The sequence below is a fragment of the Streptococcus sp. HMSC065H07 genome (genome assembly GCF_001837325.1).
Lineage (GTDB): Bacteria > Bacillota > Bacilli > Lactobacillales > Streptococcaceae > Streptococcus > Streptococcus salivarius_H.
Genome location: NZ_KV832038.1, coordinates 46,973 through 61,204 on the forward strand (window position 1 = coordinate 46,973; position 14,232 = coordinate 61,204).

The 14,232-nt window shown below is 39.7% G+C and carries 14 protein-coding genes; all 14 read left to right on the forward strand.

The features are described from left to right. Positions 1-521: 521 nt before the first annotated feature. Positions 522-1,769, forward strand: coding sequence for a glycosyltransferase family protein (locus HMPREF2637_RS06425; RefSeq protein ID WP_256315985.1), 1,248 nt, complete (start codon positions 522-524; stop codon positions 1,767-1,769). 156 nt (positions 1,770-1,925) lie between these two features. Beyond that, positions 1,926-2,336, forward strand: coding sequence for a peptide deformylase (locus HMPREF2637_RS06430; RefSeq protein WP_002886693.1), 411 nt, complete (start codon positions 1,926-1,928; stop codon positions 2,334-2,336). A gap of 187 nt (positions 2,337-2,523) precedes the next feature. Continuing rightward, positions 2,524-2,967, forward strand: coding sequence for a MarR family winged helix-turn-helix transcriptional regulator (locus HMPREF2637_RS06435; protein WP_070839705.1), 444 nt, complete (start codon positions 2,524-2,526; stop codon positions 2,965-2,967). A 3-nt stretch (positions 2,968-2,970) separates the two neighbouring features. Next, complete coding sequence (locus HMPREF2637_RS06440; protein ID WP_070839708.1) at positions 2,971-4,785, forward strand: ABC transporter ATP-binding protein; 1,815 nt, start codon at positions 2,971-2,973, stop codon at positions 4,783-4,785. Continuing rightward, entirely contained in the window at positions 4,775-6,553 is a 1,779-nt protein-coding gene (locus tag HMPREF2637_RS06445; RefSeq protein WP_070839711.1) for an ABC transporter ATP-binding protein, read from the forward strand. The genes HMPREF2637_RS06440 and HMPREF2637_RS06445 overlap by 11 nt, the downstream gene beginning before the upstream one ends. Before the next feature lie 107 nt (positions 6,554-6,660). Further along, complete coding sequence (locus HMPREF2637_RS06450) at positions 6,661-7,284, forward strand: GNAT family N-acetyltransferase (protein ID WP_064523749.1); 624 nt, start codon at positions 6,661-6,663, stop codon at positions 7,282-7,284. 148 nt (positions 7,285-7,432) lie between these two features. Then, entirely contained in the window at positions 7,433-8,056 is a 624-nt protein-coding gene (locus HMPREF2637_RS06455) for a GTP pyrophosphokinase (protein ID WP_064523752.1), read from the forward strand. Position 8,057: 1 nt separating this feature from the next. Further along, a complete protein-coding gene (locus HMPREF2637_RS06460) occupies positions 8,058-8,735 on the forward strand; it encodes a response regulator transcription factor (protein ID WP_064523756.1) in 678 nt (225 codons plus the stop codon). Positions 8,736-8,748: 13 nt separating this feature from the next. Further along, on the forward strand, positions 8,749-9,972 hold the full coding sequence (locus tag HMPREF2637_RS06465; protein WP_064523757.1) for a sensor histidine kinase: 1,224 nt from the start codon (positions 8,749-8,751) through the stop codon (positions 9,970-9,972). Positions 9,973-10,208: 236 nt separating this feature from the next. Next, on the forward strand, positions 10,209-10,946 hold the full coding sequence (pyrH, locus tag HMPREF2637_RS06470; RefSeq protein ID WP_002885551.1) for a UMP kinase: 738 nt from the start codon (positions 10,209-10,211) through the stop codon (positions 10,944-10,946). Between the two features lie 14 nt (positions 10,947-10,960). After that, the gene (frr, locus tag HMPREF2637_RS06475) at positions 10,961-11,518 is read left to right on the forward strand and encodes a ribosome recycling factor (RefSeq protein WP_002885567.1); all 558 of its coding nucleotides are present in this window, start codon (positions 10,961-10,963) and stop codon (positions 11,516-11,518) included. An 89-nt stretch (positions 11,519-11,607) separates the two neighbouring features. Next, positions 11,608-12,465: an RNA-binding virulence regulatory protein CvfB gene (cvfB, locus tag HMPREF2637_RS06480; RefSeq protein WP_037599563.1), complete on the forward strand. Its 858-nt coding sequence runs from the start codon at positions 11,608-11,610 to the stop codon at positions 12,463-12,465. A gap of 8 nt (positions 12,466-12,473) precedes the next feature. Further along, a complete protein-coding gene (locus tag HMPREF2637_RS06485) occupies positions 12,474-12,689 on the forward strand; it encodes a YozE family protein (protein WP_002885591.1) in 216 nt (71 codons plus the stop codon). Positions 12,690-12,927: 238 nt separating this feature from the next. After that, positions 12,928-14,193: a LysM peptidoglycan-binding domain-containing protein gene (locus HMPREF2637_RS06490; RefSeq protein WP_064523760.1), complete on the forward strand. Its 1,266-nt coding sequence runs from the start codon at positions 12,928-12,930 to the stop codon at positions 14,191-14,193. Positions 14,194-14,232: the final 39 nt, after the last annotated feature.

Genomic DNA, 14,232 nt, shown 5'->3' on the forward strand with positions numbered 1-14,232 from the left:
TTTCTTTTTTTGTTTAGACAGACTTAGGAGGAAGAGGAGTTCCGTGCTTTTTTTGGTATAATGACCTTGTAAGAAATCTCTTTCTAGAGCAGATTTTTATGAATTAGAATATGAGAGGAATAATTTTGAGTGTTAGAAAGGGTCCCTGTGGGGTAAAAAAGAAGAAGTATACTAATCAGACAATCATTCTAATAAGTTTCTTAATCAGTATGGTGTCAATACTGCCTATGTTCTTTTTTAGGGACAAGCTTTATGGTGATGATATTGTCTTTCACATTAACCGACTCTTATCTTTGGATACTGTCTGGAAGAGTCCTATTAATTTTACGACTAACGGAGGGACCGGACAATTAATCAATACCTTTTATCCCTGGTTAACTTATTATCCTATTTTCATAATCTATAAGCTGACTCAGTCGGTCTTTGTAGCCTGGATGAGTTTTCAGTTTCTTGTTCGCTTTGTAACTTGTTTGCTTAGTTTTTACGGATTACGTTTATTGAAATATTCTGATAAACAGGTGATGATATTTTCTACCTTTTATCTCTTTTCGGGGTATTTCTTGCACAATTCTTATTACCGGGCGGCCGTTGGCGAAACGCTAGCGATGATTTTTCTACCTCTAGTTTTCGTTGGCGTTCGTTTGATAACTTTTGGAGATTACAAGAAATGGTGGATTTTGACTCTTGGGATGCTTGGTTTAGTTTATTCCCATGTCTTATCGGTCCTTTTGGCTTCTGTTGGGATTTTCTTTGCGGTGGTAACTAGTTTTTGGATTTGGGATAATAAAAAAGAACGTGTCCTAGGATTTCTTAAGGCCACCCTTGTCACTCTTAGTATGTCTCTAGCTTTCTTTGTTCCTATGATAGAGCAATTCAAGTATGTCACTCTACGAACGACTTTTAAACCGCTCCTATCAAAGACAGCTTTAAGTCTGGCAGACAATTGGGAGTTGATTCTAAAAAGTGATTTAAGGACTCCATCAGTAAATCTTCTCTATCTCCTGGGCTTATTGCTAAGCCTGATTTTTGCTAAGCGTTTTGTGAAGGATAAGGAAGCTAGAATTTACCTTTTTATTTCTTTTGTTTTGGCCTTTTTGACTTTGAATAGTTTTCCTTGGCAGTTCTTACAGGCAAGTCCAGTGTCCAACCTTCAATTTCCTTGGAGATTATGGAGTTTTGCTCTGCTTTTCTTCAGTTTAGCTTTGGCGAATATCTTAGAAAATATTTCTATAAAGGCATCGACAATACTTGTCTTGTTAGGTCTTTGTCTAAATATGTTTCAGATTGTTACTGTTCAAGATAAGATGACTAAAGCAAAGAATATATTGCCAAGTCATACAAAAGTCACGAGAGAAATGCTGGCCAAGGGAACTTATAAAAATATAAATGGGGATTATACCAATAAAGAAGTGCCTTTTGGCTTTGTCTTTGACAAACACCTCTTCTTGGATAATCAGGAAATCAAGCCATTCATCAGCCGTTCTCCCAACGAGCTAGCACTTACGGTGACCAACGAGTCTAAAGAATCTAAGGTCTTGTCGTTGCCAGTTTTCTACTACAAAGGACAAGAAGCAAGGATTGATGGGAAGCGAGTAACCACTTACTTAGCTAAGGAAAAGAATCCAACTAATCTAGTCTTACCACCAGGTAAACATGGTGTTGTTTTGACCTATAGCTATACTACAGTTGCTAAAGTGGCAATGAGTGTTTCAACTATTAGTCTTTGGGTTTTTATTGGTTATTTGTATAGAGTGAAGAAAGATGACTAAAAAGGAGCCTGCGGGTTTCTTTTTTTGTCTGTTTTACTAGAGGGTGGGCCTTTTGATATAATAGGTCAAGGTGATTTATTTGGAATGAAGACCTTCGTCTCTGATAAAAGAAGGAGATATGATTTCATAGTTTAGATAAGAAAAGGGAGTAAATAGATGATAAAAACTATCGTAAAGGATGTCTTTTTCCTTGGACAAAAATCGACAGAAGCGACTAAAGAAGACCTCTATTTGGCTAAAGATTTACGTGATACACTGGAGTTTCATAAGGATGCCTGTGTGGGTATGGCTGCCAATATGATTGGAGTTAAAAAGCGTGTCATTATCGTAAATATCGGTTTTGTTAATCTAGTCATGTTTAATCCTGTTTTAGTCAGCAAATCCTCACCTTTTCAAACAGAGGAGTCTTGTTTATCTTTAGAAGGAAGTCGTCCAACCAGACGTTATGAGTCGATTGAGGTAGCTTATTTAGATGAACAATGGATGCCTAAACAGTTAAGTTTTTCTGGCATGCCAGCTCAAATTATTCAACATGAATTGGACCATTTGGAGGGTATTATTATTTAGATAGCCTAGCTCAAGCGTTGTTAGGTTTTAGAGTCCAAAGCCTTAATAATCACAGTTACGTGAGTGAGAGTGGAAAAAAATATTCTTTTTCACTCTTTTTTAGTTCTCATAGGAACTTTTTTCTTGACAATAGTTCTCATAGAAACTAAAATAGTTTTCATGAGAATTATTTAAGGAGGAGCTTGCAATGCATGGAAAAGATCCTTTTAGTGACTTCAGAGAATTCATCAATACCATGGAATCTCGCGTGCAAGAGTTAGGTAAAGCGTATGGCGTTGAGCATTTAGCTGGCCCGCAAGGATTTGCTGTGAAGTATTTGTCTGACAACCAAGATAAGGAAATTTTTATCAAAGATATCGAGAAAAGACTATCTATTTCCAAGTCAGTGGCTAGTAATTTGGTTAAACGTATGGAGAAAAATGGTTTTGTTGAATTGGTGACATCTGACAAGGACAAACGCTACAAGTATGTTCATCTGACAGATTTGGGTAAAAAGAAGGCCCAAGATGTCGGACATTTCCGAGAGGCTATCCATGAACAGTTGTTAGATGGTATTTCGAAAGAAGATGCTGAAACAGCTTTTCGAGTCTTTCACCAAATTCGCAAGAATTTAGAGAAAAATAAGGAGTAACTTATGTTTAAAATTTTTAAACGTTTGACGGCAAAAGAGTTAAGTATGATTGTCTTAGCTGTGATATTTGTTTGTTTGAACGTCTATCTAAACTTGAAAATTCCAGACTATATGTCTGACATTACAACCCTCTTATCAACCAAGGGGACTAAGGCGTCGGATATTTTTGCTTGGAATACGGATGCCCCAGGGATGCGAATGCTTTTAATGTCCTTTGCGGGTTTTATGGCCTCTGTAGTGGTTGGTTTTCTAGCTGCCAGAACAGCAGCTAGTTTTACCACTCGTCTTCGTGATGATATCTTCCATCAGGTTCTAGATTTTTCGGATGCCGAGATTAAGAAATTCTCTATTCCTAGTCTTTTAACCCGTACGACAAACGATATTACACAATTACAGATGGTACTGACCATGGGGTTACAGGTTATTACACAGGGACCTATTATGGCAATCTGGGCTATTACAAAGATTGCTGATAAAAATGGGAATTGGCTTCTTGCCTTGCTTGTCGCTGTGGCCGTAATTGCCATTCTCATGCTCTTCCTCTTGATTATGGTCATGCCTAAGCAACGCTTGATTCAAACGTTGACAGATAAACTCAATAGTGTGACGCGTGAATCTCTTACTGGAATTCGTGTGGTGCGTGCCTATAACGCTGAGAGTTATCAAGAGGATAAATTTGAAAAGGCCAATACTGATTTGACCCAAAACAATCTTTTCATCGGTCGTTCTTTTGCCTTACTGACGCCGGTGATGACTGCTGTATCAAGTGGTTTGACGCTAGCTATTTATTGGATTGGTGCGCATCTGATTGAAGATGTTAAGATTCCAACAGATCCAACTAAGATTGCTGCTGCCATGGAAAATAAAATCCATCTCTTCTCAGATATGGTGGTTTACTCATCTTATGCTATGCAGGTTGTTATGGGATTCATGATGATGATTGTTGTCTTCTTCCTTCTTCCACGAGCAGTTGTAGCAGCTGGACGTATCAATGAAGTTCTAGATACCCAATCTTCAGTCTCTTACCTTGAAAATAGTTCTGAAAAACCTAAAGACGTGGGCACTGTCGAATTCGATGATGTTTCCTTCCGTTATTCTGAAACTTCAGAGCCTGTTTTGGAGCATGTTAGCTTCAAAGCTAAAAAGGGTGACACGGTTGCCTTTATTGGTTCGACTGGATCTGGTAAATCAACGCTTGTCAACCTTATCCCACGATTTTATGATGCTACGCAAGGAACTATCAAGGTTGACGGTGTGGATGTACGACATTATGATCACGAAACCTTGCACAATATAGTCGGTTATATTCCACAAAAGGCTGTGCTTTTCTCAGGTAATATCACGTCAAATATGACAATGGGAATGAGCAATAATAGTCCTCTAGATGACGCTAAAATTTGGGAAGCTCTCGAATTGGCTCAAGGAAAAGACTTTGTTGAAAATAAAGAAGGCCAACTTAAGGCAGAAGTGGCTCAAGCGGGGTCTAACTTCTCAGGTGGCCAGAAGCAACGTTTGGCTATTGCGCGTGCACTTGCCCGTAAGCCTGAAATCTTGATTTTTGACGATTCCTTCTCAGCTTTGGACTATAAGACCGATCGTAAACTGCGTCAAGAATTGTCTGAAAAAACACAAGATATGACCAAGTTGATTGTTGCTCAACGTATCTCTACTATTATGGATGCTGATCAAATCTTGGTACTTGATCAAGGTAAAGTAGTCGGGCAAGGAACCCACAAGGAACTCTTGGCTAACAATGAGGTTTACCAAGAAATTGCTTATTCACAATTGTCTAAGGAGGAGTTAGAAAATGGAAAATAAGCCAAAAACATCGTCCTATAAACGCTTAAAACCCTATATTAAAGGTTTCCCAATTCCTTTTGTCCTTGCGATTGTTGGAGCAATTATTTCAGCAGTCATTACAGTTATTGGACCAGATAAGCTTAAAGAAATTACCAATACTATTACTGAAGGTATTACACCTACCAAAATGGGGACGATTCCAGGTATTGATTTGGATAAGGTGACAAGTATTGCTATGACCTTGGCTGTTCTCTATACCATTTCAGCGATTGTGGGTTACTTACAAAGCTTTACGGTTGCAACGGTTACACAACGCTTTTCACAACGTTTCCGTACAGCTATCCAAAAGAAAATCAACAGTGTTCCCCTTAATTATTTTGACAGTCATTCTCAAGGGGACACCCTCTCTCGTGTGACTAATGATGTTGACCTTTTGGGACAATCTCTTAGTCAAGGTCTGGGTACCCTAATTACTTCAAGTGTTCTCTTGGTCGCAGCCATTATTATGATGTTTTACTCAAATGTCACTATGGCTTTCACTGCGATTGGTTCTGTCTTGATAGGATTTGTTCTAGTAGCCTTCATCATGGGTTTCTCACAACCCCTTTTCAAACGTCAACAAGAAAATTTGGCTAACATTAATGGATATATTGAAGAAATCTACACAGGTCAAGCAGTTGTAACGAGTTACAATGCATCTGAAGAAAGTAGTCAAGCTTTCAAGGGACTTAATGATAAGCTCTATAAATCGATGTGGCAATCTCAGTTTATCTCAGGTATTATGATGCCACTTATGATTTTCATTGGGAACTTTGGTTACGTCATGGTCTGTCTTGTGGGAGCTATTAAGGTTATTGATGGTAGCTTGACTATTGGTGATGTGGTAGCCTTCATGACTTATGTTCGTATTTTCTCACAACCTCTTTCTCAAATTGCACAAGGGATTACACAACTCCAGTCAGCTACTGCAGCTATTGGTCGTATCTTTGAATTTTTGGAAGAAAAAGATATGGATGACGAATCAAGTAAGACAGCTGAATTGACAGATACTAAAGGTCAAGTTGTCTTTGATCATGTTTCCTTTGGTTATACTCCTGAAAAGACTATTATTCATGATTTTTCAGCTCTTGCTAAGCCAGGTCAAAAGATTGCGATTGTTGGTCCAACAGGTGCTGGTAAGACGACTATTGTTAACTTGCTTATGAAGTTCTATAACATCGATCAAGGCCATATCACCATTGACGGTGTGGATACTGGCGATATGAAACGTGAAACTGTCCATGACCAATTCTCTATGGTGCTTCAGGACACTTGGCTCTTTGAAGGTACTATTCGTGATAATTTAATTTACAACCAAGAAAATATCTCTGACGAGCAAGTTATTGCTGCAGCCAAGGCTGTCGGTGTTCACCACTTTATCACCACACTTCCAAAAGGTTATGACACTTATTTGGATGATTCTGTGACATTATCAGTTGGTCAGAAACAGCTCTTGACCATTGCACGTGCCCTTCTGAAGGATGCCCCTCTTCTTATCTTGGATGAAGCGACATCATCTGTTGACACCAGAACAGAAGAATTAATTCAAAAAGCCATGGACAAACTTATGGAAGGTCGGACTTCCTTTGTCATTGCTCACCGCTTATCAACTATTAGAAATGCTGATCTTATCCTTGTGATGAAAGATGGGAATATTATTGAACAAGGAAATCATGATGAGCTCATGGCAGCAGATGGTTTCTATGCTGATCTTTATAATAGTCAATTTACAGAAGAAGTTGCCTAAACTTTTCTTATAAAATTATAAGATTTTACAAAAAACCATAGAACGTATGACTGTCAGTCATGCGTTTTGTGTTATACTGAAAAAAACAGACAGATTAGGAGATTAAGATGCAATATCGCAAAGCAAGACTAGACGAAGTTCAGGAAGTGGCACAAGTATGTGCAGATGCCTTTGAAGATTATCCCTATCTTTCAATGATTGCCACTAATTTAAAGAAGCCTGAACAGTATGAGGAATTTGTCTTAGCCTTGCAGGAAATGTTGGTGCGTTTAGCTATAAAGATGGATTCGTGTTTGGTGGCTGAAAAGGATGGTCGCATTGTTGCGGCAGCTATTTTACAGCATCAGACGATTTCTATGCTTAACTATCTCCAGAACGGAGCGACCAAGCTTTTCCGTTTCATAAGCATCACTAAGTTGTTTAAGTACTTTAATTTTGTTGAAGAGTCTGAAAGACATCTGGAGGATTCTGCAGAATACGATTGGTACCTGATGATGTTAGCAGTAACTCCAGATTATCAAAGAAAAGGTATAGGAAGTCGTTTCTTGCTTGAAGGGGTTGAACCTTTTGTACGTAGTACAGGAGGTCACAGTCTTGGTTTGATTACCAATCGCGATTACAATGTGCCTTTCTATGAGAAAAATGGCTACAAGCAATGTGGTTATAAGGTCTTGACCTATGAAACACACAAACTAGGTAACTGGCCTTTTGTCAAACCACTTGATGCATAGCCTTGTGTTAATTGAACTTAGATAAGCAAATTGAATCTGGCTTCGGCTGGATTTTTTTCTTAGCTTTAGAGTCCTTCTTGTCTGACTCATTCCTTATTTTTAAGCCTATCTATGCTATAATTAAGAAACGCTATTAGAGGAGGTTTATATGTTAACTCCAAGTATTTATGAGGAATATGCTCAGTATCTCCCCAAGATTTTACAAGAAATAACAGACCCAATTATTGTGGCTAATATTACTAGCAAAAAAGAAACAGGCTTCAAACTCTATGAGCATTTCATTTCACGAATCAAAGAGAGCGATTCTATGCGTGAAAAGTGTCGTCGGAAAAATTTGCCTGAAACCAGCCAGTCTGCCCTCAAGGAAATCCGTGACAGTATAGGGATTCGAATTGTTTGTGGCTTTGTCGATGATATTTACAAGACTATCGATGTCATTAAGGCTATCCCTGGTGTTTCTATCTACAACGAGAAAGATTACATTTTAAATGCTAAGCCTAATGGTTATCGTTCATACCATCTCATTTTGGAAGTAGAAACCGAGTTTCCAGATGTCTTAGGAAATGAGAGAGGAACCTATTTTGTCGAGGTCCAGCTTAGAACCATCGCTCAGGATTCGTGGGCCAGTTTGGAACATCAGATGAAGTACAAGCACGATATCAAGAATTCAGAAATGATTACCCGTGAGCTTAAGCGCTGTGCGGATGAATTAGCTTCATGTGATTTGACCATGCAGACCATCCGTAACTTAATTCAAGAAGGAGGGGACTAGAATGGCTCTGAAAATTCTACTAGTTGAGGATGAGGAAGCTCTTTCTCGAGTTTACAAGGCGGCTCTTGAGCATCAAGGCTATGAGGTGGATCAGGCCTTTAACGGTCAAGAGGCAGTTGACCTAGCTGCACAGAATGCCTATCAGGTAATAATTATGGATATTATGATGCCTATCAAAACAGGCATTGAGGCCCTGAAAGAGATTCGCTCCTCTGGGAATACGACGCATGTCATTATGTTGACGGCCATGGCTGAAGTTGACGATCGTGTGACAGGACTTGACGCTGGGGCAGACGATTACTTGACCAAGCCGATTTCTCTTAAGGAACTTTTGGCTCGTTTGCGCTCGCTAGAGCGTCGTGTTAGTGAGACCTTTACTGCCAAAATTTTGACACTTGGTTCTGTACGTTTGGATCAGGAGGAACAGGAGTTGGTAGCTGGTAACGCCATTAGACTTTCGAGCAGAGAGACCAAGTTAATGGCTCACTTCATGCTCAATCCTGCCAAGAAATTAACGACTGAGCACCTTTTTAAGACCATCTGGGATGATGAGGAAGATGTGGACGAATCGATTGTCTGGGTCTATATTTCCTATTTGCGTCAGAAATTGCAAGCCATCCAGGCTGATATCAGCATTCTTGGTGAAAAGGGTGGTGACTTTTGCCTTTTTGCCAATTAGAGAGGAGTAGTTCATGTTTAGACGTTTACGACTTCAATTTATTACGATTGCTTCCTTGGCTATTCTCTTTATCTTGGTTTTTACAGTGGGAATCATCAATACTGTGAGGTCCTTTCAAACAGAACAGGAAATTAGTAAGGTTCTCAACACGCTTACAGAAAATAATGGTAGTTTCGGAAAAACTAAAAAAATTGAGACCAATCAAGGGCATGAAATTCCATCGGATAGTTTTCGTTTTTTCAGTGTGACCTTATCTGGTGATAAAGTGGTCAGTCAGGATACCAGCCATACTTCTTTAATAGATGATGAAGAAGCTGTTAGCTATGCACTTGCAGCTAGCCGTATGACGAATACTCTTGGAACAATTAGAGAAAAAAATATCAATCTGAGTTATCAGGTTAGCAAAGTCAGAAAAAATAAGATTCTTGTGGTCTTCCTGGACACGACCTCTTATTACAATTCTTCCCAAGCCTTGCTCAGTCTTTCTATCCTTTTATCAATGTTTGGGTTTATCTTTTTTGTCGTCATTGTTAGTGCCTTATCAGGAATCGTCATTCGTCCCTTCATTCGAAACTACGAAAAGCAGCGACGTTTTATTACCAATGCTAGTCATGAATTAAAGACACCATTGGCCATTATTTCTGCCAATACGGAGCTACAGGAACTCATGACTGGAGAGAACGAATGGACCAAGTCAACGAATGACCAGGTGGCACGTTTGACCACTCTAATCAATTCTCTGGTAGCTCTATCTCGTCTGGAGGAGCAGCCGGATATTGTTCTTCAAGATGTGGATTTTTCCTATATTACTGAGGATGCAGCAGAGGACTTTAAGGGACCTGTCGTTCGAGATGGTAAATCTTTTGTCATGGACATCACACCGGATATTCATGTGAAAGCAGAGGAGAAGTCTCTCTTTGAACTTGTGACTCTCCTTGTGGATAATGCTAACAAGTATTGTGATCCAGAAGGGACAGTTACGGTAAGACTTCGTCAGATTGGAAGAACGCGAAAACGGGCTCGTTTAGAAGTGTCAAACACCTATAAAGAAGGTAAGGCTGTTGACTATAGCAAGTTTTTTGAGCGTTTTTATCGTATTGAAGAATCCCATAATAACAAAGAACACAAAGGTTTTGGCATTGGCCTGTCCATGGCTCAAAGTATGGTCAAATTATTTAAGGGGCGTATCTTTGCCTCTTATAAAAATGACACTATCACCTTTACAGTTATCTTGTAAGGATATTTTTTAAATATTTGACTAGGTGAAAACCCTAATTTATGATAGAATAGTAAGGATGAAGATTTAGTGTTTTCTTTGCAAAAAAAGAAAATATTTTCCTATCCTAATCATAAAAAGGAGTTGCTCGAATAAGCCCCTTAACCACCCTAAAGGGATGGTAATTGACGACTTAGGAAAGATGAATCTCAGCTAAGAATTAAATCATAAAACAAAATAGTTAATAGGGAGAAATCATGGCAGAACCAAAATACAAACGTGTCCTCATTAAGCTTTCAGGTGAAGCTCTAGCTGGTGAACGAGGTGTTGGGATTGATCTTCCAACTGTCCAAGCTATGGCTAAAGAAATTGCTGAGGTAGCGGATTCAGGTATTCAAATTGCTCTAGTTATCGGTGGTGGTAACCTTTGGCGTGGGGAACCTGCAGCTGAAGCAGGAATGGATCGTGTTCAAGCGGACTATACTGGAATGCTTGGAACAACTATGAATGCCCTTGTTATGGCAGATAGTTTGAAACAACTCGGTGTTGATACACGTGTTCAGACAGCGATTGATATGAAATCTGTGGCAGAGCCTTATATTCGTGGTCGTGCCCTTCGTCACCTTGAAAAAGGTCGTATTGTTATCTTTGCAGCAGGTATTGGTTCACCGTACTTCTCAACAGATACAACAGCGGCTCTTCGTGCAGCTGAAATTGAAGCTGATGCTATTCTTATGGCTAAAAACGGCGTTGATGGTGTCTACAATGACGATCCTCGTAAAAACGCTGATGCTGTCAAATTTGATGAATTGACACACGTGGAAGTTATCAAACGTGGTTTGAAAATTATGGATGCCACAGCTTCTACCCTTTCAATGGATAATGACATTGACCTTGTTGTCTTCAATATGAACGAACCAGGAAACATCAAACGTGTTATCTTTGGTGAGCAAATTGGGACAACTGTATCTAACAAAGCAGAATCACACAAGTAAGAAAGAGAGAATTTATGACAAACGCAATTATTGAAAAAGCAAAAGAACGTTTCGCCCACTCACACGAGTCATTGGCCCGTGAATTTGGCTCTATCCGTGCAGGTCGTGCCAATGCCTCACTTCTTGACCGCATCACTGTAGAATACTACGGTGCTCCAACACCACTTAACCAATTGGCTTCAATCACGGTTCCTGAAGCACGTGTCCTTTTGATTTCACCATTTGATAAAGGTTCAATTGCTGATATCGAACGAGCTATCAATGAATCTGACCTTGGAATCAACCCAGCTAATGATGGTTCTGTTGTGCGCTTGGTTATCCCAGCACTTACAGAAGAAACACGTAAAGAGTTGGCTAAAGAAGTGAAAAAAGTCGGTGAAAATGCTAAAATCGCTATCCGTAACATCCGTCGTGATGCAATGGATGAAGCTAAAAAGCAAGAAAAAGACAAAGAAATCACAGAAGATCAATTGAAAGCTTTGGAAAAAGATATCCAAAAAGCAACTGATGACGCTGTTAAGAAGATTGACAGCATGACAGCAGAAAAGGAAAAAGAACTCCTTACTGTTTAATCAATAGAAAAATAAGGAGAGTGGGACAGAAGCAAAAGAGCATGGACTATGTTAGCTTCCTTGTCCGACTCTCTTTTTAGAGGAAAAAGATGAATACATTACTTGGAACGATCATTACTGCCCTAGTAACTGATGAAAATGATAAATTTTACTTTGTACAAAAGGACGGTGTGACTTTTGCCTTGTCTAAAGAAGAAGGGAAATACGCCATTGGTGACATGGTGACAGGTTTCGCCTATACAGATAGCAAGCAAAAATCACGTCTGACTCAAAAGGAAATCAAGGCAACTCGCGATTCTTATGATTGGGGAGAGGTCACTGAAGTTCGTAAGGATTTGGGTGTCTTTGTAGACGTAGGAATTCCAGATAAGGAGATTGTTGTCTCTCTCGATGTTTTGCCAGAACTCAAAGAGCTTTGGCCTAAGAAGGGGGATAAACTCTACATCAAACTCGATGTTGACAAAAAAGACCGTATTTGGGGACTTCCTGCTGAACCTGAGGTCTTTCAACGTATGGCTGGACCTGCTTACGATAATATGCAAAACCAAAAATGGCCAGCTATTGCATACCGTCTCAAATTGTCAGGAACTTTTGTTTATTTGCCAGAGAATAACATGCTTGGTTTCATCCATCCATCAGAACGTTATGCAGAGCCACGTTTAGGTCAGGTCCTTGAAGCGCGTGTGATTGGGTTCAGAGAGGTTGACCGGACCCTCAATCTTTCTCTTAAACCACGTTCTTTTGAAATGCTTGAAAATGATGCTCAGATGATTTTGACCTATTTAGAGAGCAATGGTGGCTTTATGACACTTAATGACAAGTCATCACCAGCAGATATCAAGGCAACCTTCGGTATTTCTAAGGGTCAATTTAAGAAGGCTCTAGGTGGTCTGATGAAGGCAAAAAAAATCAAACAAGATCAGTTTGGAACAGAATTAATCGGTTAGGAGAAGGCGTGAGAAAATCCTTTTATACTTGGCTGATGGCTCAGCGTAATCCCAAATCCAATGAACCAGTAGCAATCTTGGCTGATTTGGCTTTTGAAGATTCAACCTTCCCGAAGCATACCGATGACTTTGAAGAAGTCAGTCGTTACTTGGAAGATCAAGCTAGCTTTTCCTTTAATCTAGGGCAGTTTGACCAGATTTGGGAAGATTATCTAGCCCATTAATAGTGACTAAGTTTACGATAAGCATAATGACTTTTAGCATCTTCTTTAAAAAGTAATTACCATTTGAAATGGGATGAATTATTACAATTTTTTACAAATATATCAGCTTTTTTTCAATAAATTAGGCTTGTTACAACTAGTTAGTAATTGCTTTAAAGTGTAGTAAATCACCCCTCTTTTGACAAAAAGTGTGATATTATTGTAGATGTTAAAATTGTTAAAAAGGAATGAATTATACATGTTATCAAAATCTAAAACAACAAAGGCTCTTCTTTACTCGACCGCAGCACTTTCACTTTTTGCTGCAAGTCACGTACATGCCGATGAAACTTCAAACTGGGCAGCACGTTCAGTAGATCAAATCAAAGCAGATATCGCTGTAAGTGACAACCAACAAACTTATACAGTTCAATACGGTGATACTTTGGGAAGTATCGCTGAAGCTATGGGTATTGATGTGAACGTTTTGGCTAACATCAATCAAATTACAAACATTGATTTGATTTTCCCTGGAACAGTCTTGACAGCAACTTACAATTCTGATAATCAAGCAGTCTCTGTTAGAGTTGAAACTCCAGCTTCAGAAACATCAACCACACCTGTAGTTGCAGAAGCTAATTTGACAACTAACGAAGTGACTGTAAATGGTCAATCTGTAGTTGCAGCGGACTTGACAGCTCCAGTTGAAACAGTAAGCACAACAGCTACTCAAGCACCTGCTACAGAAGAATCAACTCAAGCTGTTTCAGAAGTAACAGAAGCTATCGCATCAGCATCAGAAGCACCAGCATACGCAGAAACTGAACAACCAGTTGCTGATGCTATCGATCATGTAACGGCGTCAGCAGAAGCTACACCTGAAGCAGAAACTACTCCAGCTGCTGAAACACCAGCACAACCTGAAGTAAAAGAAGAAGCTCCAGCAGCAACGTCAGAAGCGTCTTCAGAAGCACCAGCAACTTCAGAGGCACCAGCAGAACAACCAGCTGCAGAGCCAGCAGCAACATCAGAAGCTGCCTCAGAAGCACCAGCAGCTTCAGAGGCACCAGCAGAACAGCCAGCGGTAGAACCAGCAACAACATCAGAAGTGGCATCAGAAGCACCTGCGGCTTCAGAGGCACCAGCAGCACAACCTGCATCAACAAATACACTTCCAACGGATCCACACCTTCAACCACAAGCTGAAGCTTTCCGTCAAGATGTAGCAGCACAATTCGGTCTTACTGACATCGGTGGTTACCGTGAAGGTGACCCACAAGACCATGGTAAAGGACTTGCCGTTGATGTTATGGTACCAGTTGGTTCAGAAGTTGGTAATCAAGTCGCTCAATATGCTGTAGACAATATCTCAAATGCAGGTATCTCATATGTCATCTACAGACAACAATTCTACGCACCAGTAGATAATATCTACGGACCAGCTAACACTTGGAACCAAATGCCTGACCGTGGTAGCGTTACTGAAAACCACTATGACCACGTTCACGTGTCATTTAATGAATAAGTCAGAATAATAAAAAGTCACGCTTGGCGTGATTTTTTT